The organism is Acinetobacter sp. ACNIH1, assembly GCF_002934695.1.
GTDB lineage: Bacteria > Pseudomonadota > Gammaproteobacteria > Pseudomonadales > Moraxellaceae > Acinetobacter > Acinetobacter variabilis.
Window position 1 is genome coordinate 2626614 of the sequence record NZ_CP026420.1, and the last position, 23491, is coordinate 2650104.

General features: G+C 42.9%; 19 protein-coding genes and 2 pseudogenes. 10 read left to right on the forward strand and 11 right to left on the reverse strand.

Annotation, left to right across the window (positions count from 1 at the left end; all coding sequences use genetic code 11):
* Positions 1–4: 4 nt before the first annotated feature.
* From hemH to C3F22_RS12860, 4 genes are all read right to left on the reverse strand, one after another.
* The gene (gene hemH, locus C3F22_RS12845) at positions 5–1018 is read right to left on the reverse strand and encodes a ferrochelatase (protein ID WP_004781761.1); all 1014 of its coding nucleotides are present in this window, start codon (positions 1016–1018) and stop codon (positions 5–7) included.
* A gap of 65 nt (positions 1019–1083) precedes the next feature.
* Positions 1084–2112, reverse strand: a complete 1029-nt coding sequence (locus C3F22_RS12850; RefSeq protein ID WP_004781759.1) for a DUF4062 domain-containing protein — start codon at positions 2110–2112, stop codon at positions 1084–1086.
* A 115-nt stretch (positions 2113–2227) separates the two neighbouring features.
* On the reverse strand, positions 2228–3106 hold the full coding sequence (murI, locus tag C3F22_RS12855; RefSeq protein WP_034169818.1) for a glutamate racemase: 879 nt from the start codon (positions 3104–3106) through the stop codon (positions 2228–2230).
* 49 nt (positions 3107–3155) lie between these two features.
* Positions 3156–3767, reverse strand: a complete 612-nt coding sequence (locus C3F22_RS12860) for a DUF1285 domain-containing protein (protein ID WP_004781755.1) — start codon at positions 3765–3767, stop codon at positions 3156–3158.
* A gap of 187 nt (positions 3768–3954) precedes the next feature.
* Between C3F22_RS12860 and C3F22_RS12865 the strand changes: the two genes are divergently transcribed.
* The gene (locus tag C3F22_RS12865; RefSeq protein WP_104426668.1) at positions 3955–5667 is read left to right on the forward strand and encodes an electron transfer flavoprotein-ubiquinone oxidoreductase; all 1713 of its coding nucleotides are present in this window, start codon (positions 3955–3957) and stop codon (positions 5665–5667) included.
* 111 nt (positions 5668–5778) lie between these two features.
* On the opposite strand, the gene C3F22_RS12870 is transcribed toward C3F22_RS12865, so the two are convergent.
* Genes C3F22_RS12870 through C3F22_RS12880 form a run of 3 tightly spaced genes read right to left on the reverse strand, consistent with a single transcriptional unit; the run spans position 5779 to position 10130 of the window.
* A complete protein-coding gene (locus C3F22_RS12870) occupies positions 5779–6207 on the reverse strand; it encodes a hypothetical protein (protein ID WP_004781752.1) in 429 nt (142 codons plus the stop codon).
* Positions 6208–6225: 18 nt separating this feature from the next.
* Positions 6226–7344, reverse strand: a complete 1119-nt coding sequence (locus C3F22_RS12875) for a hypothetical protein (RefSeq protein WP_104426669.1) — start codon at positions 7342–7344, stop codon at positions 6226–6228.
* Positions 7341–10130 (reverse strand): type VI secretion system Vgr family protein, encoded by a 2790-nt coding sequence (locus tag C3F22_RS12880; protein WP_104426670.1) that lies wholly within the window; start codon positions 10128–10130, stop codon positions 7341–7343. Before C3F22_RS12880 ends, C3F22_RS12875 begins: the two co-directional genes overlap by 4 nt.
* A 269-nt stretch (positions 10131–10399) precedes the next feature.
* Between C3F22_RS12880 and C3F22_RS12885 the strand changes: the two are divergent.
* The 3 genes and pseudogenes from C3F22_RS12885 to C3F22_RS12895 all read left to right on the forward strand — a co-directional run.
* Positions 10400–10726, forward strand: a pseudogene (locus C3F22_RS12885) (transposase); the annotation flags it as partial.
* 84 nt (positions 10727–10810) lie between these two features.
* Positions 10811–11692: an IS982-like element ISAba9 family transposase gene (locus tag C3F22_RS12890; protein WP_004282326.1), complete on the forward strand. Its 882-nt coding sequence runs from the start codon at positions 10811–10813 to the stop codon at positions 11690–11692.
* 6 nt (positions 11693–11698) lie between these two features.
* Positions 11699–12127 (forward strand): annotated as a pseudogene (locus tag C3F22_RS12895) (IS5 family transposase); the annotation flags it as partial.
* An 86-nt stretch (positions 12128–12213) separates the two neighbouring features.
* Here the strand turns inward: C3F22_RS12895 and tusA are convergent.
* On the reverse strand, positions 12214–12474 hold the full coding sequence (gene tusA / locus C3F22_RS12900) for a sulfurtransferase TusA (protein WP_004781744.1): 261 nt from the start codon (positions 12472–12474) through the stop codon (positions 12214–12216).
* Positions 12475–12675: 201 nt separating this feature from the next.
* Between tusA and C3F22_RS12905 the strand changes: the two genes are divergently transcribed.
* Entirely contained in the window at positions 12676–13515 is an 840-nt protein-coding gene (locus C3F22_RS12905) for an HlyC/CorC family transporter (RefSeq protein ID WP_104426671.1), read from the forward strand.
* Positions 13512–15071 carry an apolipoprotein N-acyltransferase gene (gene lnt, locus C3F22_RS12910; protein ID WP_104426672.1) on the forward strand — a complete coding sequence of 520 codons (1560 nt, stop codon included), beginning with the start codon at positions 13512–13514 and terminating at the stop codon, positions 15069–15071. The genes C3F22_RS12905 and lnt overlap by 4 nt, the downstream gene beginning before the upstream one ends.
* Before the next feature lie 80 nt (positions 15072–15151).
* On the opposite strand, the gene C3F22_RS12915 is transcribed toward lnt, so the two are convergent.
* From C3F22_RS12915 to gspF, 3 genes are all read right to left on the reverse strand, one after another.
* Positions 15152–15487: a hypothetical protein gene (locus C3F22_RS12915; protein WP_104426673.1), complete on the reverse strand. Its 336-nt coding sequence runs from the start codon at positions 15485–15487 to the stop codon at positions 15152–15154.
* A gap of 284 nt (positions 15488–15771) precedes the next feature.
* Positions 15772–16269: a type II secretion system major pseudopilin GspG gene (gene gspG, locus C3F22_RS12920; protein WP_104426674.1), complete on the reverse strand. Its 498-nt coding sequence runs from the start codon at positions 16267–16269 to the stop codon at positions 15772–15774.
* A 70-nt stretch (positions 16270–16339) separates the two neighbouring features.
* Entirely contained in the window at positions 16340–17545 is a 1206-nt protein-coding gene (gene gspF, locus C3F22_RS12925; protein WP_004781737.1) for a type II secretion system inner membrane protein GspF, read from the reverse strand.
* 149 nt (positions 17546–17694) lie between these two features.
* Here gspF and C3F22_RS12930 point away from each other — a divergent pair, with 149 nt between their 5' ends.
* The 4 genes from C3F22_RS12930 to C3F22_RS12945 all read left to right on the forward strand — a co-directional run bounded on the left by C3F22_RS12930 (position 17695) and on the right by C3F22_RS12945 (position 23438).
* A complete protein-coding gene (locus C3F22_RS12930; RefSeq protein ID WP_104426675.1) occupies positions 17695–19917 on the forward strand; it encodes a primosomal protein N' in 2223 nt (740 codons plus the stop codon).
* Positions 19918–19991: 74 nt separating this feature from the next.
* Positions 19992–21797, forward strand: a complete 1806-nt coding sequence (locus C3F22_RS12935; RefSeq protein ID WP_104426676.1) for a cation:proton antiporter — start codon at positions 19992–19994, stop codon at positions 21795–21797.
* 101 nt (positions 21798–21898) lie between these two features.
* Positions 21899–22774, forward strand: coding sequence for an Hsp33 family molecular chaperone HslO (hslO, locus tag C3F22_RS12940; protein WP_004781734.1), 876 nt, complete (start codon positions 21899–21901; stop codon positions 22772–22774).
* A 214-nt stretch (positions 22775–22988) separates the two neighbouring features.
* A complete protein-coding gene (locus C3F22_RS12945; protein ID WP_104426677.1) occupies positions 22989–23438 on the forward strand; it encodes a DUF2147 domain-containing protein in 450 nt (149 codons plus the stop codon).
* Positions 23439–23491 lie beyond the last annotated feature (53 nt).

Consider the following 23491-nt stretch of genomic DNA (forward strand, 5'->3'; position numbering starts at 1 on the left):
AAGATTAATGGGCAAGCGTCTGATTCAATGCTTCAAGATTAGCCTGTAACAGCGTATTGAGCAATTGCACATGATCTTCACGGTTGTTCAAAGCCGGAATATAACTGTAGCTTTCCCCGCCATTGGCCTTGAAGGTCTCCCCATTTTCCATGGCCAGCTCTTCCAGTGTTTCCAGACAGTCAGCCGAAAAAGCCGGACTCATCACCTGAATTGATTTCACGCCCTGTTTGCCCCACTCTTCAATTAAGGCATCCGTATAAGGCTTAACCCACTCCTGTTTACCAAACCGGGACTGGAAACTAATTGCATATTGATCTTCAGATAGACCTAAAGCTTCTGCAACCAGTTTGCCTGTGATCCGGCAACGATCCGCATAAGGATCACCTTTATCGGCATAGGGCTGCGGGATACCATGAAATGACATCAACAGTTTTTCTGGCTGCCCATGAATCGCCTGATAATCCCGAACACTTTGTGCCAGTGACTGGATAAATAAAGGATGCTGATAATAATCGCGGATAATCGACAGACCAGGTAGATTGCGCTGTTTCAGCACCCATTTTGCGACCGCATCATACAGAGGTGCGGTAGAAGTCGCTGAATACTGGGGGAATAACGGAAACAGAATAATATGATCTTGCGGTTGAGCCGAAATCTGATCAAGAACAGCCTGAATATTGGGATTGCCATAGGTCATGGCAGGTACCACATTCAGTTCAAATTGCGGATATTGTTCAATGAGCTTAGCCTTTACTTGACTTACCTGCTGCAGCAGAATCTCACGCATCGGTGAATCCTGGCCCCAGACCTGTGCATAGGCACGGGAAACCCGCTTAGGACGGAACGGTAAAATAAATAAACGCAGGATGAGTTGCCAGATTGGCTTGGGAATTTCAATGACACGCTGATCAGATAAAAACTGCTTCAGGAAATCGCGTACTGCCGGCACAGTCGGTGCATCAGGTGTGCCTAAATTTGCCAATATAATCGTAACTTTCGGTTTAGCTGTAGAAAACATGCAGTACGCCCGTCGTAGTATCAACCTGCTTACTTTAACAGCTTTTTACTTATTCTCTATATGGATTAATACACTGACTTATATTGAAAAGTACGATCTTTATCCAGCAAGTTACTGTCTAGCAGCTTCTGTGCCTTAGGCGTAATCTGCCAAAGCAGACGTTGGCGGTCATCACGGCCCGACGGTATAATCCAGTCATTCTGGCGCATTTGCAATTTCAGGCTATGCAGGGCACGGATATTAATCTGGGCACGGGCTACAGCATGCGCGCGCGGCATTTCCGCTCGTGCATCTGCCAGACCGGTTTCATTCAAATACTCATTCATACGCTTGGAGAAAAATTCCTCCGGCGTTGGATTAATGAATGTAGAACCAAGAATAGCCAGCAATTGTGCCCAGGTCAGTCTTTTCTCAACTTTCAGCTCTTTAAAGTTACCATCCTGATAAGCATGCATACGGTATTCGAAAGAGAAAACTTCATGCATAGACACTTTCGGCAGGCTCAGGAAAGGATCCACTTCACGTGTCCCCCCATCGCGTTCCAGTTGGGCCACTTTGGCTTTGAGCTGGTCAATCTCGTCATGCAAGGCTTGAGTATTCTGCGGACGTACCCAGCCACTTACCGGATAGCGTTCCAGCATTTGCGGCATGTTCAAACGTACCGCCATTTCCAGATCACGCAAGGTGCGATAGCAAAAGACCTGATCAGCTTCCTGCTGCAATAACTGACGAAATTCTTTAAATTTTTCTTGTAATTCAGGTTTCGTATCGTGCAATGAAGGATCACGTGAAGCCGGATCTTCATGCATAAATACAATAATCGGTTTCTGCTTGGTCACAGCATAAATATATTCCAGGTGCATATAACCCACACCGGAAACCGACTGCTCACCATACTGGCTACCCAGCAGAATCACCACATAATCACAGTCATCAATCTGGCGACGCGCAAATGCAGTATTTAAAGGAGTGCGTTGTTCCAGCCCCCAGGAAAAGAAACCCATGCCGACCAAAGTTTGTGACAAGATGATCCGCTCTGGCTGCATTTCTGCACCAGAGGTGGAGATAAACACCTGATAACGTTTATCGAGCATTGATTATCCTCTTTTACTGCGCATTGATCTGGCCGGCTACACCCTGCCCTGACACAATATGACGACCCCAGTATAAAAATATATCTTTGAAAATTATAAGATGAGTGATGGTCGCCTAGCTGACTTCTGTCTCCATATTGCTGACCTGCCATTTAATATCGGCTGGAATCAGATGCCCTAAAATCGGCTGGAGCTGTTCAGCATTTTGACCACTAACCACAAGTCGGATTTTCAGACTGTCCTTGCACTCATGTTCAAATAATAACCCATTTTTAATCAAAATTCGGGCCGTTTGTCTCGCAACCGCGAATCCTGAGTCAATTAATGTCAGCTTTTGACCAAAAATATACTGAATTGACGATTTTAGGAAGGGGTAATGTGTACATCCTAGCACTAAATAATCAGCACCCTGATCAACAACCGGTTGTAAAATCTGAGTTAATGTCGCTAGACACTCAGGACTCATCTGTTGGCCGGCTTCTACAAAAGGCACCAGATCCAGACAGGTCACCGGAATCACTTTGACCTTTGCCGGCTCGGCAAAACGGGTCATGACATCCTTAATCAGCTGGCCACGAAAGGTTGCAGGTGTGGCCAGAACGGCCACCGTTTTGGATTGGGTATTGAGGACTGCAGGTTTTAGCGCTGGCACCAGACCAATGATCGGAAAGTTTTCACCGTAATGCTCACGTAAATAATCCAGGCTAAAAGCAGAAGCGGTATTACAGGCGACGACTGCAACTTTACAGCCTTCACGATACAGCCATTCAATCGCTCGCGCAGTCAGGTCACGGATTTCCTGATCTTTACGCGGTCCGTAAGGTACGTAAGCCGTGTCGGCATAATAAACAAAGCGCTCATTGGGCAAATACCGGGCAATTTCCAAAGCAACCGATAACCCTCCTACACCAGAATCAAAGATCCCGATAGGTGCATCAGCACTGGCTTTAGGCATGGGATCTACTAAGGGATAAATCGGTTGGATAGCGCTCATAACGTTGCTAGTTGCTTGTTTCAAATGACCTTGCGACAAAGCTTAAACCTCAGGTGCTTAAATGCAAGTCTAAATCACCACTTTTCAAGCTTAAAACCGTCTCTCCAGCAGCATTTTCACCGAGCTCGCCCATCTCCACCAGATGTAAAAAAGCAGCCCGCTGAATCAGCGCATTGATTCCAAAACGGACATGCACATAAGGACGCAATTCATCCTGATACTGACGCATAAAGATAGGATGTTCGCTATCGACAATAATGATGTCCTGAGTTGTGGTGGTTAATTGCAGGTAAGTCTTGCCTTCAATCTCGACCTGATCCACCTGATTCACAAACAAAGGTTCATCTTCGACCTCGATTTCAATCATTTCAACCGGCGTTTTTAGATAGAATTTTCCTTCTTCTTTCCAGAGTACCGTTGAAAACAGGTCTATCATCGGCTGACGCTTAATCAATTGACCTTCGTGCCACCATTCTCCATTGGCCAAAACCTTGAGATCCATTGCCCCACAATGCTTTGGCTGCCATTGATCCAAAGGCGGGATTGACCTTTTGTGACTGCCCTGTGCATCTTTTAAGTATTGTGCGATATCCATTAAATTTTTATCATCGCTAGAAGCTACTTTTTTCGTCGGATTTTTCTCGGGTGCTGACTTATTCATATAAAGAAGACCTTGATGACGGAAAAATAATATGTTTCAGCCAATTGGCTTAACCTGGGTTTAAAACTATACTAGCCCAGATGCTTAAAGACACTACTATTTTTGTGTCTAGGAATTCAGAACACTCATGGCAGCACCCAATCATCCGATTATGGTTGCCACCGAATAGAAATATGAGGAGTCCTACATGGAACACATCGAACGTGAATCGATGGAGTTTGACGTTGTGATCGTAGGTGCGGGTCCTGCCGGCCTGTCTGCTGCAATCAAGATCCGTCAACTTGCAATTGAAAACAATTTAAATGATCTGTCCGTTTGTGTCGTAGAAAAAGGCTCCGAAGTCGGTGCACATATTCTTTCAGGTGCTGTGCTTGAACCACGTGCCATGAACGAGCTGTTCCCGAACTGGAAAGAAGAAGGTGCGCCTTTAAATGTGCCAGTCACAGAAGATAAAACTTTCTTCCTTCTTTCAGATGAAAAATCACAAGAAGCCCCGCACTGGATGGTGCCGAAAACCATGCACAATGATGGCAACTATGTCATCTCTCTGGGCAACGTGGTGCGCTGGTTAGGCCAGAAAGCTGAAGAGCTGGAAGTATCGATCTTCCCGGGCTTTGCTGCTTCAGAAATTCTGTATCATGAAGATGGTACGGTGAAAGGTATCCAAACCGGTGACATGGGGATTGGTAAAGATGGCGAACCAACACATAACTTTGCGCCAGGTTATGAGTTGCATGCCAAATACACCATTTTTGCTGAAGGCTGTCGCGGTCACTTAGGCAAACGTCTAATCCAGAAATTCAATCTGGACAAAGATGCTGATCCACAGCACTACGGTATCGGCATTAAAGAACTCTGGGAAATTGATCCTGCCAAGCATAAACCAGGCCTGGTAATGCACGGTGCTGGCTGGCCTTTATCTGAAACTGGTTCTTCAGGTGGCTGGTGGTTATACCATGCTGAAAATAACCAGGTGACGTTAGGCATGATTGTGGATCTTTCTTATGAAAATCCACACATGTATCCATTCATGGAAATGCAGCGCTGGAAAACCCATCCTCTGATTAAACAGTACTTGGAAGGCGGTAAGCGTATTTCTTATGGTGCGCGTGCGGTAACTAAAGGTGGCTTTAACTCTCTGCCGAAATTCACCTTCCCGGGTGGTTCACTCATTGGTGATGATGCGGGCTTCCTGAACTTTGCCAAGATCAAAGGCTCACATACTGCCATGAAATCCGGCATGCTCTGCGGTGAAGCGGTATTTGAAGCGATTGCTGCCGGTGTGGAAAAAGGTGGTGACCTGGCGATTGCACGTGTGACTGAAGGTGAAGACTTCTTTGTAAAAGAGTTGACTGCTTATCCAGACAAGTTCAACAACAGCTGGCTGAAAGAAGAGTTATATAGCGCACGTAACTTTGGCCCGGCAATGCACAAGTTCGGTCAATGGATGGGTGGTGCATTCAACTTCATCGACCAGAACGTGTTTAAAGTGCCATTCACCCTGCATGATCTGGTGCCAGACTTTAAAACTCTGAAAACGGTTGATGCAGTGAACTTCAAGCCGAACTATCCAAAACCGGATGGCAAGCTGACCTTTGACCGTCTGTCTTCTGTGTTTGTATCGAATACGGTGCATGAAGAAAACCAGCCTGCGCATTTAAAACTGACCAATGCTTCGATTCCAGTAGATGTCAACTTGCCAAAATGGGATGAGCCTGCACAGCGCTACTGCCCGGCGGGTGTTTACGAAATCATGGAGAATGATGACGGTTCAAAACGTTTCCAGATCAATGCAGCGAACTGTGTGCACTGCAAGACCTGTGACATCAAAGATCCATCTCAGAATATCACCTGGGTAACACCGGAAGGTGGCGGTGGTCCGAACTACCCGAATATGTAATACTTAGTTAGCTTGCATAAGCCTCTAAAATAATTAATTACTTTAGAGGCTTTTTTTATATTTATAAGATTATGAAATAAACATCATTAAATTTTTTTGTGCAAGAAAAAATTAGTATTTAATAGATTTAAATATTTTATCTGCATCATGGCGCTGCCAAATATGAAATAGGCTGTTATGGGTACCATTCATAGCTTTTAATATTTCTGCTTGGGTTTGAACTGAGTTGTAACCTTCTATTTTTTTATTAAGAACCTCAAAAAATAATTTATCTGTATTATTTAATTCATTCGGTATATCAATAATGTCTTTTATTGTTTGCACAGTCCAGATTGGTTGAGGGAGTAAATCTTCCTCATAAACCATAATAGATATCCTTACTATGTCTATATAAGGTATTTTTATTATTACATCATCTATATTTACACCCACAATCTGATCATGCTCTAGGCTAAAATTTTTAATTTTAGTTTTATAATTATTCGCATCTAAATTTTTATTAGCTTCTTTTCTTACTAACCTTTTAAAAAACTTAAACATACAGGCTACCTACTGGAATTAAAATAAAGTCCATTCTGTAAAAGCTTCCAACTCTTCATCATAAGCTTCAACTAATTTATATGCTCCATACCCTCCCGCTAGACTGCCAATTATTACACCTACTGTTGAACATATGGGAGACCCGGGGCCACAAATTCCTCCTGCAATAGCGCCGCTCACAGCGCCAGCTGCCACTCCTGAGCCTATGGTTGCGACTTCTTTATAAAATTCCTTTTCTTTATTCTCAGCTGAATAAATCTCATACCAAGCATAGGAAATTGAAATAACTACAATTACTCTGCCTAGTGGTTTCATATACTTTGCTGCTTTATCAAAGGTTCCATGGGATGACCCTGATCCTTTAACTACACTATAAAAAACTTTATTTTTATCTGCTGTTGAAAGCGCCTGAAAATATGAATTTCTTGTACCTATTGATGCTTTTACATAATTATCCAAGGTTTGTCTTGACTGATCTTTCAGTTTTTTCCATTTATCAGGATCTTTTAATTTCAATGCATAATATTCTAAGAATTGATCTAAACTTTTAGCCGCTATTTTTTCTTTTTGTGATACTGCTAACGCGATTGGAGAATTCTTTTTCCTAGTCTGTTCTAAAATATCATTTCTTAATGTATGAGCCTCTTTCGAAGCGTCTTTTACAGTCATTCTTCTATTTTCGACATCCTTTAAGTAATCATGACTCATTTTTTTAATTGCTTTCATATAAGCAATTCTTAAGGAGCTATCATGATCTAAAAAGTTATTACTAAAGTAAAGTGCTGTACCATGTAAAGCTTCAAGTGCTATTTCTAATTCATTTTTAACTTTAACAGGTACTTTATTTGATTCTGCTTGTTTTGTTGTACCTGTAGTTGATTTTAATTTATATATCGATTTATTAAATTCGCCATTTTCTAGTGCGGGAACACGCACTCTGGCGATTTTTGAATTATTTAAAATTAACTCTATAAAGATTAAATCTAATTTATTGCAATTATAGATTTTGGTACAACCATTCGGATCAATTTTTCCTCCATAACTTTTTTGAGTTGTCGTATTTAGTAAGGTATAGCTTAATTTTGATAAAAGGTCTTTATTATCACAGAATACTTTTAAACGAGCCGTATAAGTCATTCTTCTAACTCCGATATCTCTGCATCATATTTATGCACCATAACCGTATATTTTTCTTCCTTATTTTCTGAAGTAACTCTAATAATTCCATCTTTGGGAATCTCTCCTGTTCGTACATTCTCCTTAGAATCGATAAGACTAAAAATTGGAGAGCTTTCTAATAATTTATTGTTTATTTTATGTCGCACATCGAACTCTAAAACATAGGAACTATTATGTGAGGCAGGGAGATAGGGAATATCATTTATTACCTTTTCCCCTGATAAAAATTGATGTTGTCCTGCCTTCATCTCAAACTGACCACCTGTCGTCGGCAAAATTCCGGCACTACTGATTTCAATTTGAGAACCGCCCGCAGTTAAAACAATTTCCTTCGCTGCTGTAATTTCGATCTGATCTTCAGTAGAAACAACTTTGATACCTTTACGCGCATTAATATCCATCCCATCATTTTGCGCCTGTAGTTCAACTTTGCCTTTTGCGGCATAAGCTCTTAAGCCTTGTTGGGCTGCAAACAGACTCACTTTAGAAGAGGCATGACCAATAATCTTTTTCTGCGAACTTAGGTTAATACTGTCCGCTGCCTGGTGGCTAATTTGACCTTCCGCAAACAAATGAATATCCTGCTGAGTACTCAGCGCAATGGATTTTGGTGCTGTCAGAATCATGATTGCCTGTTTAAAGGCAGCTGCTTTGTCTTGATCTTGCTGTTCAATTTGCTCAATAAAGCTTTTTAGGGTCTCAAAGATTTCAAGCGGATCAGTTTGCTGGTTTTTAGCAACATCACTCAGTGCTTGGCTCATCTGCAAGCCTGATTCAAGCTGGCTTTTCGCTGGTTCAGCATCCATATGTGAACCATCTGCAGCTTGCTGTTTATGAGCCGAAATCAATAACCCTTCACCTGCACGGACTGCACCTGATTGATCAGTTCTAAGTTCAAAACCTTCACCCCGCCCTTCACTTTCCGCCTGTTCTTTCGGATGACTCAAGTTACCCAGATTGAGCTGACTGGCAGCTTGATTACTATATAACTGTATACTGATCTGGCCAGTCGTATCATCAAAACGTAGCTGGTTAAAGCCTTGCCCCTGTACTTCTTGCGAGCGAATACCACTGAGTTTTTTGGTGTCTGGTAGTTGTCCTTTTTGATCAAACTTCGTCGGAGAACGCTGGCCTTCATGAATCCGACCTACCACAAAAGGCCGATCAATATTGCCATCGAAAAAGTCGACGGCCACAATTTCACCAATGCGTGGCAAGAAACGGACCCCATAACCTATACTTGCCCACGGGGTCAGAACATCTACCCAGGCTGAATCTGTATCACTGTCATTGCTGCCTGCGCCACCATCGTGAGCATGGTCATTCGGACGAGTGAACAGAAAACGGATTTTGATCCGCCCCCATTCATCCACATAAATTTCTTCATCTTCTGGCCCGACTACCTTGGCGCGTTGCGGATAGGCCTGTGGCCGCTGCAATAAAGGCTGGTATTCAGGGACCAAGTGGATATGGCGACGTTGTAAGACTAGCTGGTTGGCCTGACGCTCACCTGCGTCCTTGAATTCTGTCATCTTCCAGCAGCTTTGCTGAATTAAAGCATGGACCTGCTCATTTAAGTCTTTAGGCAAATTATTCTGGTTATAAAATTTCTTGAAGATGATTAAAAATTCTTTATCTACTGCTGGATGCTGGTCAATTTCAGGATGCTGATCCAGCCGAAACCAGTAACCCACTTGGGCATCACGTACTGTGGATGTTGCTAAAAATTGTTTGGCCTGTGCAGCATAGAAATGCTGCAAATTTTGGTTTATTTTTTCGATTTGTGCATCTGAGGCTGGGGTTGCCTGATCTGCATGCCTGAGATCAGTGACCCATGCCGGACTGATGTTCCAGGCCTGTTGCAATGCCAGGCTGGCATTATCCTGAACCTGACTCTGCTGGTGCTTGCTTTGTACTGAACCAACGCCTTCTTCCTGATTCAAGTGGTCCGCATGCCAGCGCTGGATATGTACAGCGGTCGGCTGCAACTGTCGTTTTGCAATAATACTGGTAATGCTATCTTCTTGTTCAGTAGCACTGGAACGATGGAAACGGATCGCCCTGCGGCTTAAAGCTTGGTAGTGGCTATTATCATCAACTAATCTAAGCTTTTGCGCTGCAATCTGTGCAGATGAATGCACGACTATAAACTCAGACTCATCAATCAACCAGTTAATCCCTTCACTACGCCATAAACGGGTTAAAAAGTCATAGTCGCTTTCATTCAATTGCATAGTAAAAGGACGCACATCATAAGTTTGCTGCAAACCGGATAAATCCAGCTTGAGTGCAGCCGCAAACAATGGACTCTTACGCTGCCATTCTTTGAATAAGATTTCAGTAATCTCTCGGACACTTTTGTCCATGAACACACGACTATTACGGCGTTTATGCCATAGCGACGTTGCATCTTCTAGGATGAGTTTATAAAGCGTTAATGCGCCATCACTCTGTCCCTGAGTTGCTGCAGTAATAATTCCGGAACTGCGAAATAACTGTCTTTGATCCGTAACCTGATCTATCGCTACTTGAGTTCCAATAAATTCTTTAAGGGGAATCAAGGCATTAGTCGACACACAAATCAGCTCAATCTTTAGTCCCTGATTCAGGGCATGTTGGCCATCAATACGTTGCAGAAAAACTTCGGAATTAAGTTTTTGATGGGAAAACTGAACAAGCAAAGCACGCTTCTGTGCACTAAAACCCAATTGCTCTAATACTTGAGCGATATGATTTTTTATCATTTTTAATTGTTATAAATATTTTTACGGCATTATAGTGAATTATTTATATCCAGCCTAGGTTCATTGGTCTGGCCATGGTTCCGATTCATCACTGTAATTCTGGAAGAGGCTTGAATATCAAATTTTTTATTTTCTGAAAGTCAGGAATTTCAAGCCGATCAAGTATTCAAAAAAATAGTTTTTTTAATTTTAGGGTGTGTTGACACTTTTAGCTTAAAAAATAGCGAAGTAGTAAAATCAAATCGCCAAACCCAATTTTACTATTCGCTATGCCTCGTACCATGCTGACAGATCAACACTGGCAAAAGTTGAAAACTATTTTGCGTAATTTATCCATTCATCACAACTCAAACTTACGTAATTTTATTGAAGCTATTCTCTATAGAATTAGAACAGGCTGTCCGTGGCGAGATATTCCTTCCTATTTCGGTCAATCAAACTCTATTTTCAAACGTTTTAATCGTTGGTCAAGCAGTGGTAAGTTGCTTAGATTATTCAAATTATTAGCATCATGCCCCGATATGGAGTGGATTTTTATTGATGGCTCTCACGTACGTGCTCATCAACATTCTGCCGGTATAGCGAATCAATCCATTTACCCCAATCTCAACTTTTTAAGTGATTGAAATAAAAAGGACATAACCCTATTTTAGTTTCCACCAAGAAATTAAAGCAAAGTTATGTCCATTGAAGAATTTATCATTTTTGTCTATGTAATCATAGAAGAACTTTATCCCATTGTTGTTACTCAGCCCCTGAGAACTCGTGGTTTTCCGCCTGCTGTTACTGATGCAGAAATCATCACTATGCAAATAGTAGGTGAATTTCTTGGTTTAGATACAGACAAAAATATTTGGATGTATTTCAAAAACAATTGGTTAGAATGGTTTCCAAAATTAGGATCTTATCCCAATTTCTGTAAACATTGTGCAAACCTGTGGCATGTCAGTCAATCCATTATGGCACAGCTCATTCAGCGTTATGGTTCAGATAACATTCACTTTATTGATGGCTTCCCACTCCCTGTCTGTAGTTATACCAGAGCTAGAAAGCATAAAAACTTTAAAGAATACGCAGGTTTTAGTTATTGTGCTGCAAAACAAGAAAAATATTATGGTTTCAAAGCTCATATCGTCATTAATCTTTCAGGCATGATTTCGGGTTATACCTTTGCACCTGCTCATTGTGATGAGCGAGATGTTGCACCTGAAATTACGAATGATATTTACGGTTTACTGGGAGCAGATAAGGGCTATTTAAGACCAGAATTGAAACGATATTATGAATATCAGGGTATTGATTTACAAACACCCTTTAGAAAAAACATGATAGATTTCAGACCTAAAGAGACACTGCAAATACTGATGAAAGCCAGAAGAAAGATTGAAACAGTGATTGGTCAATTAACAGATCGCTTTCACATTCAGAAAGTGAGGGCAAAAGATCTATGGCATTTAACCCACCGCATAACTCGTAAAATTCTGTCGCATACAATTTGTGTGGTGCTAAATAAAAAGCTTGGTCATTCACCAATTCAATTCGAAAATCTTATTTTAAGTTGAGATTGGCGTTCCATTTCTAAAAGTGTAGGAGGAAACTCCTCAAAAATACATTTGATTGTTGATGCAAATGGCAATCCTGTTGATTTCATGATTACCGATGGAACCACACATGACGTCAAAGTTGCACCTGATTTAATATCAACATTAGACTTAAAAGAGACAAAAGTGGTCTGCGCAGATAAAGGCTATGATTCAGAACCACTGCGTGAACAGGTCAGAAAAACAGGGACAAAAGCGAATATACCAAAGAAAATAAATAGCCAATCGAACAATGATCATATGGACTGGTATTTATATAAAATCAGGCATTTAGTTGAAAATATGTTTTGTAGATTAAAGCAATTTAGAGGAATAGCTACTCGATATGACAAGCTCAAAAGAAATTATCAAAGTGCTGTTGCCTTAGCCTGTATATTTTTATGGCTACCTTTATAGGTTTAATTATGAACAGTAAATGTCAACAGACCCTAATCTTTCAAAAATATGGGCAAATGAATCACTCATCTACCCAAAAAAATCTTTTAACCGCCTTTTTTCACCAGATAATGGAACTCTTTATTGCCATTTTCATCCAGACGCTCTTCTTGGAGCAGTAGTTCATGGCCGAGATGCATACAGAATTTTGGAATATCCCAAGAGGTCGAATTATCCGTAGCAAAAACTTCAACTACATCACCAGCTTTAGACTTACGGATGGCTTGATGCAACATCATGACTGGCTCAGGGCAGCGTAATCCACGGGTATTCAATTGCAGGCTTGGCGTAATTTCGGCTTCAGACATCGACAGACTCAGGAATTCAAGATCAGCCTTATTTTAGCATAAAGCGGCTATGGCATTGCAGCCCACGCTTTGAGCCAGTTCACAAAACCAGACTGACCCGTAAGATCAAGTCTGCGCAGCATAATTACAATAGACAAGCGTATTTTCTGCGGTATGATAAAATCACGTTTTTTTAGATATTAAGAGTCTTTAGGAAAGATCATGCACGAGGAATCAGGCCCGTCGTGGGGTATGCGCGGCTTACGTAAATGGCTGGGAACTGCACCCGAAACTCGCGACGAACTGCTAAAATTAGTACAAGATTCACGTCGATTTTTAGAACCCGATACTGTTGCAATGCTGGAAGGCGTACTGGATCTGCCGGCCACCAAAATTCGTGAAGTCATGACGCCAAGAACGTCCATGATTAGCTTGCAGGAAGATGACCAACTTCTCGAAATTTTGCATGTTTTAGTTGAATCTGCGCATTCGCGATTCCCTGTGTTCTCATCGGATCAACCGGATAATGTAGTTGGTATTTTGCTGGCCAAAGATCTGCTTCCTTTCCTGACCGAGCCTTCTTCCAAAGTCGATATTCGTGCCTTGATGCGTCAGCCATTGTTTGTACCGGAAAGTGCGCGTTCCGACCAGGTTCTGCGTATGCTGAAAAATACCCAGACTCATATTGCGGTAGTAATTGATGAGTACGGTACAACTTCAGGCCTGGTAACCCTAGAAGATATTCTCGAAGAAATTGTGGGTGAAATTGAAGACGAACATGATATTGCTGATGAAGAAGCACAATATATTGTTCCAGACCAAGACCCGAAAACAGCCAATACATGGGTAGTACAAGCGCTGACACCAATCGAGCATTTTAACAATATGCTGGATGCCAATTTCTCCGATGATGAAGTTGAAACCATGGGCGGTTTGTTATTGCAGGAAATCGGTCTGGTAAATGATCTGGAAAGTCAGACGATTGAACTGGAAAACTGGCAATTTACCATTCTTGAGGCAGATTCACGTTCTATTCGTTTAATTCGAGCTGTGCGCCAATGAGAGCATATTTCGATAAGCTATTAAATCCAGCCCAGCAGCAAAAGCAGTTAGCCTTAATTTATCCTGTATTGATTGCCTTATTTGCCGGCGCTATTTTTAGCCTGGCTTTGGCACCTTATCATTACTGGTGGCTGGCGATTCTCTCTCCTGCCTTACTGTATGCTTGCGTCCGTGGTCGTAGTGCGAAACAGGCCTTTGGTATTGGCTGGGCTTATGGAATTGGATTGTGGTTTGTGGGTGCATTCTGGCTCTATACCTCTATTCATGTGTATGGCGATACCAGTGCTTTCCTGAGCGTAATCATGATCCTGATCATGGCGATTGTCATGGGACTGTTTACTGCGCTTCAGACTTGCATTTATCGTCGATTTTTCCCGGAAACACCTCTTACCTTCGCACCACTTTGGGTGATCTTTGAATGGGCCAAAACCTGGGTATTTACCGGTTTCCCATGGCTCTTTGCAGGTTATGCTTTTACTGAGCTCTATCTGGATGCCTACGCGCCTTTATTCGGTGTATTTGGGGTGTCCTTTGTAGTGATTGTTCTGGCCTGTGCACTGGTTGAAATCTTAAGTAAACAGGTCTTCTGGATCGTTCCTTCTGCATTCCTGTTATTGGGGGCTTGGGGTGCTGCACAACTGACTTTTGTGCAAGAAAAAAATGAAAAGCCGCTCACCGTTTCTCTGATTCAGGGCAATATCCCTCAGGACCTGAAATGGTTAACTGAATATCAGGTAAAAACCTTACTGATCTATGCAAATCTGAGCAAGACAGAATGGGGACGTGACCTGATTGTCTGGCCAGAATCTTCGATTCCGATGTTCCAGACTGATATCGAACCTTTCTTGGATGCCATGAAAGTTCAGGCAGAAAAATCTGGAACAGCTTGGGTCACAGGTATTCCGTTCTGGGATCTGGCTGAGTCACAGGAAGCAGGCACGCCAAAATATTACAATAGCATCATGGCCACTGGTGATGAGTCGAGTGGTCTTTATAAGAAGCAGCGTCTGGTGCCTTTTGGAGAATATATTCCACTCTCTGGCGCACTCAGTTGGGTACTTCCAGCTCTGCAAAACGACCCTTCGGTGAGTGGTTTCTCGCGTGGTGCGGATATCCAGAAACCATTAAATGTGAAAAACCATCCTTTAGGTGCAGCGATTTGCTATGAAGTGGCTTATCCAAACCTGACTCGTCGTAATGCCAGCCAAAGCGATTTTCTGGTGACCGTATCTAATGATGCCTGGTTTACTGGCACTGCCGGTCCACAGCAACATTTACAGATGGTACAAATGCGGGCCAAGGAAAATGGTCGCTGGTTTATTCGTGCTACCAATACTGGGGTAACTGCGTTCATCGACCACAATGGCCATATTGTGAAACGTGCACCTATGGATAAAGAAGCTATACTCCGCGGTGAGTTACCCGCCATGCAGGGTGAAACGCTTTACATGAAACTTAGCGACTGGCCAGTATTGATTTTCTCCGTATTGTTATTATTACTGGGTTGGCGCTTCCGCCCACGTAAGGTGGATATCAGCTTTAAGTCGAGAAGATAATTCTCTCAAAAGTCCCTCTTTTAAAAAGGAGGAGCTATAAAAAACCGAGGTTCATGCCTCGGTTTTTTATCTATATGTTATTAAAACTGGATCACCAGATAAGATAACATGCTCGCCAGTGACAGCATTGGAATATAGCGATAGACCTGTACAATTCCGTTTTCAAATGCAGAAGCCTGTTCCTGTTCAAACTGTACGACAGACGCTTTTAATGCTGACCAGAAGCATAGTACGAATAAGGTACTCATCATGCTAATGGCAAAAAAACCCACCATAATCTGGCTGCTGCCTTCAGTGGTCTGCCATAAATGCAAAATTCCCTGACTGGCTGGAAGAATGCTTAAAACCAAAAGAACAGATTTCAGCATCGACCAATGAAACTGGTTTATTTCATCCGATAATATTAATGCTTTCATACCATTCTCCTTTGGCTAAAAAAGGGCCATTAAGAATATTATGAGCTATTTTTTGTAAATAGAAAGTCTATATTTATTCACATTTTACGATAATTGTAATAGATAAATATGGGAATAATTCTTATTATAACTATCAAATCATCAATATTATAATAATATTATTAAATTCATCTACTTATATTATATTTTATGATTGAGAGTTATTATCACTTCACCCAATATTGAAACAACCAATCAAGTGAAGTGATATATTCAATAACCTACTAATTTATAATAATTATCAGTTAAGGTTGGTAATAAATATCAGCATCAGTTCCTTCCCCACCTACCTGTCCATCGGCACCAAAAGAGTACAAATCAAAAGCACGACCATTGGTTCCTGGAATCACGTATTGCAGGTCATTATCCCAGCTGTCTTTTGGGTAACCTCCTTTCACATAGCCACCTGGCAACCAATTCTTCGCTGTTGCTGGCTGATTTACCAGTGCATCCAGACCACCTTCTTGCATGCTTGGATATTTGCCATTGTCCAGCTTATATTGATCCAGTGAACCCGCAATACTCTGCAATTTGATGACGGTAGTATCCACTTTAGCTTTTTCACCGCGTCCCATTACATTTGGAACAATCAGCGCTGCAAGTACGCCAAGAATAACAATAACCACCATTACTTCAATCAGGGTAAAACCTGAGGCACGATGGGCACGTAACTGGCTCACACGTACGGTAGGTTCAACCGCTATAGTTGAAGGGTCTTTGGCTTGATTTGGATTCCTTTTCATTCAATATCTCTCATTCATCTTTAGAAAGTTTCAGGCACTTTCAATTCTTTGTAGACGTTACACATGTTATTTAAATCATATTATTCATATTCACGATTGGCAGCATCACTGCGATCACAATTACCAGCACAATACTGGCCATGAATACCAGCATCAGCGGCTCTAGAAGTGCGAGTAATGTCGAGATCAGCGTGGTCACTTCCCGATCCTGCATGGTCGATGCCCGTTCCAGCATACGATCCAGCTCCCCCGAGGCTTCACCACTTTTGATCATTTGTACCATCATCGGGGGGAAATAACCACTACGTTCCAGCTGGGTAGCCAGGTTCCCGCCTTCAGTGACTTTTTCAGCAGCCAGATTAACCGAATCCCGAATCACCCAGTTATTACTTACCGCTGCCCCGATACGTAAGGCATCCACCAATGGCACACCGGACTGGGTCAGAATCGATAGAGTACTGGCAAAACGGGCAGCATTAATGCCACGTGATAATTTTCCGAATAAAGGTAGTTTCAGCGTCAGGCGATCAAAAGCATAATGCCCAGCCGTTGTTCTTAAAAACCGTACCAGAAGAAAAATACCTACCGCACTCCCTATCAATAAAAATGGCCACGCGATCCGGATAAAATCGCTGGCTTTCATTAAAGTCACTGTAATCCAAGGCAAGGCATCTTTACTTTGATCAAAGGTCTTGACGATATCCGGTACTACATAGGTCATCAGACCCATCACAATTGCAAAAGACATCAAGAGCAAAATAATCGGATAGATCATCGCCCCTTGAATCTTTTTCTGCATAGCAAAACGGTTTTCGGTATAGTCAGCTAACTGATCCAAGATCAGGTCCAAGTGACCAGAACGTTCACCAGCCGCAATAGTGGCAATATACAGCTCTGGAAAACGTCCAGACTGTTGTAGCGCCTGAGCCAAGCTATGTCCTTCCAGCACTTTAGAACGTACTGACATCAGCAGATTTTGCACATGAACTTTTTCGCTCTGCTTGCCGACGGCGCGAATAGCTTCTTCCAGCGGAATTGCGGCAGCGACCAGTACCGAGAGTTGTCGGGTCATAAGAGCCAAATCATAAGCAGTAATGCTTTTTTCAAACCATTTGCGACGGTAGTGCTGGTCTTTTTTCTCAACTGGATCTACAGAGACCGGAATCAGCGCCTGATCCCGAAGCTGTTGCCGGATTTGTCGTGCTGAATCCCCCTCAAGCACGCCTTTTTGCTGCTTCCCTGAAGCGTCAAGCGCAGTAAACTGATATGCAGGCATTGTAATGCTCTAATTTTCCAAAATTTTGCTTAACGCTGTTGCGTCAGACCATCAAAATCATTCATATTCTTCAATATAAATTATCTGCTCACTCTAACATAACTGAACTTTGAGCACGACGAAATTTCATCAGGACCCACTCTGTTACTATGCCAAATTCTGTTCCCGTTACTGCCCCTGTTTATCGTGTTCGTGTTGCAGTGCCGGTGCATCTGTTTGACTGTTTTGACTATAGCTTGAGTCAGGAACAATATCAGCAGGCAGAAGTGGGTGCCCGAGTCGCGGTTTCTTTTGGCCGGCAAAATCTGGTCGGCGTAATTACTGAAAAATTACCGCTAGATGCTCCGATTGATCCCAGTTTCAAACTGAAAGCCATTACCGAGCTTTTAGATGACCGTGCCATTATCAATTCCCAAGTTTTAAGTGTATTGACCTGGTCAGCACAGTATTACCAGTTTCCCATTGGGGAAGTGATCCAGACTGCCTTGCCGACCTTATTGCGTCAGGGCAAACCTTATAACCTGCTGGCCCGAAACTGGAAATTGCTGGATCATGAGGCTGAAGCCAAAGTTCGCCGTTCCGAGAGGCAACAGGAAGCTTATCGGATTCTAAAACTGCATCCGGTGGGAACAACTGAGAATCTCTTAAATCTGGCCGGAATAGAAACAGCGACTTTAAAAGCACTCGAAAAAAAAGGGATTTGCGAATGTGTACTGGAAGCACAGGATTTTAGCCCGCAACCTGTACAACTGGCCCAGATGCCATTAACGGCCAATGCGGAACAAAAGCATGCGATTCAGCAAGTGCTGAAATACCGCAAGCGATATCAGGCCTTTTTACTCGATGGCCTGACTGGCAGTGGCAAAACTGAAGTCTATCTTCAGATCATGGAACAGGTACTCAAACAGGGCAAGCAGGTGCTGGTACTGGTGCCTGAAATCGGACTGACGCCACAAACCATTAGCCGCTTTCAATCCCGCTTCCATTGTCATATCGCCCTGCTTCACTCTGGCCTGAATGACAGTAAACGCTTACAAGCCTGGCAAGCCGCTGAAACCGGTAAAGCGTCCATTGTACTTGGCACCCGTTCTGCGATTTATACACCGATGCCGAATCTAGGCCTGATCATTCTGGATGAAGAGCATGACCTGTCTTTTAAACAGCAGGAAGGCTTTCGCTATCATGCCCGTGATGTGGCATTGTACCGGGGACATTTACAGCAATGTCCAGTACTCTTGGGTTCGGCAACACCCAGCATTGACAGTTATGCACTGGTGCAGCAAGGTAAAATGCAGGTACTGGAACTGAATCAACGCGCGGGTACAGCGCTAATGCCGAAAATCCATATTCTGGATTTAAAAGTAGCGCCAAAGCAGCATGGCATCAGCCTGCATCTGATTGAAGAAATCAAAAAGCGCCTGGCTAAAAAAGAACAGGTACTCATTTTCCTGAATCGTCGTGGTTATGCGCCCGTACTGATTTGTGGCAGTTGTGGCTGGCAGGCGCAGTGTCCGAACTGTGATGCCAATTTCACTGTACACCGGCAACCTTATCAGCATCTGCATTGTCATCATTGTGGCACCATTCATCGTATGCCTGAACAGTGTCCGCAATGCCAGCATCAGGAGTTGGCCACTTTAGGCATGGGGACTGGAAAAGTTGAAGAACATCTGAATGAGCTTTTTCCAGATTTTGAAGTGATCCGGGTCGATCGTGACTCAACCAGCCGGGTCGGTAGTTGGCAAAAGATCTATGACAAGATTCAGAAAAGTGAGCCTGCGATTCTGCTCGGCACGCAGATGCTCGCCAAAGGCCATCATTTTCCTTATGTCACGCTGGTTGCAATTCTGGATATCGATTCTGGTCTTCTCAGTGTCGATTTCCGGGCCACAGAACGTATAGCACAATTGATCATACAGGTCGCAGGTCGTGCAGGACGTGGGGAACATAAAGGGGATGTATATTTACAGACCCTAAGACCTGATCATGCGCTGCTGAATACCTTAGTCACTGAAAATTACCGTGCCTTTGCCAAGCAGACTTTGACCGAACGGCAAATCGCCCAGATGCCTCCTTTTCGTTATGCCGTGCTGATTCGCTGTGAATCCAAAGATCAGGTACAAAATACCGAATTCTTACAGAAACATGCTGCTCTGCTCAGGCAATATCCCGATCTGGTGCTGGACATCTGGGGTCCTATTCCTGCTCCGATGGAACGCAAGGCCGGACGCTATCAATCCCATATGGTGCTATTGTCCGCAGACCGTGCCCGTTTGCATTATTATGTCCGTAGCTGGTGGCAAAACCTGTTACAAGATAAGCCATCCAATATGAAGCTGACACTGGATATCGATCCACAAGAACTCAGCTAAAAATATTGAGCCCATCTTCATTTGAGAAAGGCTCAACTTTAAGACTGGATGAAAATAAAATTTAAGGCGGAAAAATGTCGATACTGTTACAAATAGCGCTGGTTCTGGTGATTGCACTATTAATGGTGCCACTGAGCTATAAACTCAGACTGCCAACAGTGCTGGGCTATTTACTGACAGGTTTAATCATTGGGCCGAGTGCCTTAGCACTGATCTCTGCTCCTGAGGTGATGCAGACTTTTATTCAAATCAGCCTGTTGGCCCTAATGTTCTGGATTGGTCTACAACTCAGACCACAACGAATTCTTCAGCTTAGACAATCCCTGTGGTTTATGGCCATTTTACAGGTACTGAGCACGACCCTGATTTTTGGCCTGCTGGCCTGGTTCTTTCTCGATCATAATCTGGTTTCCAGTATTGTTATCGGACTGGCAGGCAGCCTCTCTGCCATGACGTTGGTCACGCAGTTTTTAAACAATCAGCAACAACTGGCGACCAGTTATGGTCAATCCGCTTATGCCAACACCCTGATTCATGCACTGATTGCAATTCCTGTCATTGCAGCAATTCCGCTCTTTGCAGGCGTCAGTTCAACAGAACATGGCATAGCTTATTTTGCTGCCATGATGGCTACCTTTACTGGCTTATTTCTATGTAACCGCTATTTCATGCAGCCGCTTTATCGCTGGATTGCCAAAAGTGGTCGTCATGAATTGCACAGCATTGTTGCTATTGTCATTTTCCTGGGCTTACTAGTCCTGATGGATACGCTGGGACTGAATCTGTACCTGGCGGCATTATTTTCCGGTATGTTACTAGCAGATTCTGATTTCCGGATTTCGATTGAAAAGAGTCTGCAGCCTTTTAGTGGATTATTGATTGGGCTAGCCTTCATCAGTCTGGGCATGTCATTGCAGTTTGCCGATGTACTAACGCAACCTGGATTGATTATTGCTGGAACACTTTCGCTGATCCTGATTAAATTTGCGATTACCTTAGGATTGGCACGTTATTATCAGCATAGTTGGCGCAACAGTACGCTACTGGCTGCCAGTGTGGCACAAAGTGGTGAGTTCGCTTTTCTGGCACTCATCATTGCACTTTCACAGCAGATCATTACTCCCGCCCTGCTCTCCCCATTGATGTGGATGGCAAGTTTATCCATGCTACTCACACCGGCATTTTACTGGTTATTGCATGACCAGATTCTGCCACGATTGGATCGGCAAAATCATTTGGCAGCGACCTTTGACATTGAAAGCCTTCCACCAAATACTGCACCAATTTTATTAATCGGTTTTGGCCGTTTTGGCCAGATTATTGCCCGTATTTTGCTGCAACAACAGCAAAAATTCAGTGTAATGGACAGCAATATCGAAGCAACTGAATTGCTGACCTCTTACGGTATTACCTTCTATCAGGCCAATGCGACTGAGCCAGAGGCTTTAGCTCAGGCACATCTGGATACGGTTCAGCATGCGATTGTCGCCATTGATGATATTGAAGATTCACTGCTGACCGTCCGACATCTGCGATTAAATTATCCTGATATGTCTTTATGGGTACGGGCACGTGACCGGCATCATGTCCATTTACTTCAGGAGCTGGGCGTGGAACGAATCTGGCGAGAAACCTATGCTTCTGCACTAGAACTAAGTCAGGGTCTGCTAGGTCAGCTGAGTGGGTTGTCTGAAGAACAGGTGCAACAAAAGATCCATGAGTTTCATACTCACGATGAAAACCTGCTCAATAGTCAATTTCATCCGGATACGGAGAGCCCGTTTAATTCCGCAGGCTCAAGGAGTACACTGGCAGAACTGGAGCATCTTTTTGCTCAGGATCAGCTAAAAAAAGTATCGGAACAGGATACGGACACGTAACAGGACAACAACGCTTCAGGAATTGATGTCATAAGAGATGATCTGGCATAACTTGTGTTTTACAATAATGCCACCATTAAAGCAGGGTTATGGAGAATTTTATGTCTGATTTACGCCAACGCTTTTTTATTGAAGATAGCCCTGTTCGTGGTGAAGTGGTGCATCTTGAAGAAGCTTTACAAACAATTTTGGCCCAGCGTGATTATGCGCCTGCAGTAAAAATCCTGTTAGGTGAAATGCTGAGTGCCACTGCACTATTGGCCAGTACCCTGAAAATTAAAGGGCGTATCAGCCTGCAAATTCAGGCTTCAGGCACATTTAAATGGGCAATGGCTGAATGTAACCATCGCGGTGAAGTACGTGCACTGGCGGATTATGAAGAAGATCCGCATTTTCAGGCAGCAGAAGATAGCAGCACAGTTTTAAAATCACTGACTAATCCAGTGCTGTTTATCAATATCGAGCCTGAATTTGGTGAGCGTTATCAAGGTATTGTTCCGCTTGATCAGGAAAATTTGGCTGGCTGTCTGATGCAATATTATGACCTGTCTGCCCAGATTCCGACACGTATCGTGCTGGCCAGTGACAACAACCGTGCAGGTGGTTTGCTGATTCAATTGCTACCGCGTAACAGTGAAGAAGAACAACGCCGTGTCGATGAAGACTTATGGCCACGTCTGACTATGCTGACTGAAACATTAAAAACAGAAGAACTGGTCACTCTGGAGGCCAATGAAATTCTCTATCGTTTATATAACGAAGAAGAAGTGCGCTTACCAGAAGTAGAACATTTACAGTTTGGCTGTACCTGTTCTAAAGAACGTTGTGCGATTGCCTTACAGCAGATTGGTGTAGAATCGGTTCGTGAAACTTTAGAATTCCAGAATCCAATTGAGATGGACTGTCAGTTCTGTAATAGCCGTTATATTTTTACGGCTGAAGAAGCTTTGAGCCTGTTTGGCGAACACCTCAGTTAATAACAGCCCCTGTTCGACTCAAAAAAGCACTCAATATTGAGTGCTTTTTTCATTTTATATTTTCATAAAATATTGACCAAAATTTCTCATAAAAAAGACAAATGTACTTAATTTCAAGCTTGCCCCATGATTAAAATTTGCACACCGATAGAATCAGAAGATCAACGGTATTTTCAAAGTAAAAAAAATCAAAAAAATAAGTGGAATATTTTAAATGAAATTTCGATATTTAATGGGTGTGATGTTATGTGCTGTGCAGAGCTTCAGCTATGCAGCCGAAATCACGGGCACATGGAAAGCCATTGATGACAAAACGGGCTATGCGCGTGCTGATGTTGAAATCAGTAAACTCAATGATGGTACCTACCAAGGTAAAGTCATTCGTATTCATGCCATTCCAAATCGTCCTGCACATACCCATTGCTCTAAATGTAAGGAGGCACTGAAAGATGTACCTATTCTGGGTCTCTCTGTCTTATCAGGTCTAAAGCCAAATCCAGAAAAGAAAAATGAATTCGTTAATGGTTCAATTCTCGATCCACTAACCGGCAATGTCTATAAAAGCAAGGCAACGCTGAATTCCCGAGGCAATGTGCTGACGCTTCGTGGCTATGTAGGTACACCCATGCTCGGACGTACAGTGTCCTGGGTGAAAGTCAAATAAACCTCATTTTTTTATAAATTCTCATCTGTAAGCTGTCTGACCAGATCAAAGGC

What these genes read in the sequence shown, in the direction of transcription:
- C3F22_RS12870 (WP_004781752.1), bottom strand. Translation starts at nt 6,207, where the DNA reads ATGTTTAAGTTTTTTAAAAGGTTAGTAAGAAAAGAAGCTAATAAAAAT.
- tusA (WP_004781744.1), bottom strand. Translation starts at nt 12,474, where the DNA reads ATGTCTGAAGCCGAAATTACGCCAAGCCTGCAATTGAATACCCGTGGA.
- C3F22_RS12905 (WP_104426671.1), top strand. Translation starts at nt 12,676, where the DNA reads ATGCACGAGGAATCAGGCCCGTCGTGGGGTATGCGCGGCTTACGTAAA.
- gspG (WP_104426674.1), bottom strand. Translation starts at nt 16,269, where the DNA reads ATGAAAAGGAATCCAAATCAAGCCAAAGACCCTTCAACTATAGCGGTT.
- C3F22_RS12865 (WP_104426668.1), top strand. Translation starts at nt 3,955, where the DNA reads ATGGAACACATCGAACGTGAATCGATGGAGTTTGACGTTGTGATCGTA.
- lnt (WP_104426672.1), top strand. Translation starts at nt 13,512, where the DNA reads ATGAGAGCATATTTCGATAAGCTATTAAATCCAGCCCAGCAGCAAAAG.
- C3F22_RS12850 (WP_004781759.1), bottom strand. Translation starts at nt 2,112, where the DNA reads ATGCTCGATAAACGTTATCAGGTGTTTATCTCCACCTCTGGTGCAGAA.
- C3F22_RS12860 (WP_004781755.1), bottom strand. Translation starts at nt 3,767, where the DNA reads ATGAATAAGTCAGCACCCGAGAAAAATCCGACGAAAAAAGTAGCTTCT.
- C3F22_RS12880 (WP_104426670.1), bottom strand. Translation starts at nt 10,130, where the DNA reads ATGATAAAAAATCATATCGCTCAAGTATTAGAGCAATTGGGTTTTAGT.
- gspF (WP_004781737.1), bottom strand. Translation starts at nt 17,545, where the DNA reads ATGCCTGCATATCAGTTTACTGCGCTTGACGCTTCAGGGAAGCAGCAA.
- C3F22_RS12930 (WP_104426675.1), top strand. Translation starts at nt 17,695, where the DNA reads ATGCCAAATTCTGTTCCCGTTACTGCCCCTGTTTATCGTGTTCGTGTT.
- C3F22_RS12915 (WP_104426673.1), bottom strand. Translation starts at nt 15,487, where the DNA reads ATGAAAGCATTAATATTATCGGATGAAATAAACCAGTTTCATTGGTCG.
- hemH (WP_004781761.1), bottom strand. Translation starts at nt 1,018, where the DNA reads ATGTTTTCTACAGCTAAACCGAAAGTTACGATTATATTGGCAAATTTA.
- C3F22_RS12875 (WP_104426669.1), bottom strand. Translation starts at nt 7,344, where the DNA reads ATGACTTATACGGCTCGTTTAAAAGTATTCTGTGATAATAAAGACCTT.
- C3F22_RS12945 (WP_104426677.1), top strand. Translation starts at nt 22,989, where the DNA reads ATGAAATTTCGATATTTAATGGGTGTGATGTTATGTGCTGTGCAGAGC.
- murI (WP_034169818.1), bottom strand. Translation starts at nt 3,106, where the DNA reads ATGAGCGCTATCCAACCGATTTATCCCTTAGTAGATCCCATGCCTAAA.
- C3F22_RS12935 (WP_104426676.1), top strand. Translation starts at nt 19,992, where the DNA reads ATGTCGATACTGTTACAAATAGCGCTGGTTCTGGTGATTGCACTATTA.
- C3F22_RS12890 (WP_004282326.1), top strand. Translation starts at nt 10,811, where the DNA reads ATGTCCATTGAAGAATTTATCATTTTTGTCTATGTAATCATAGAAGAA.
- hslO (WP_004781734.1), top strand. Translation starts at nt 21,899, where the DNA reads ATGTCTGATTTACGCCAACGCTTTTTTATTGAAGATAGCCCTGTTCGT.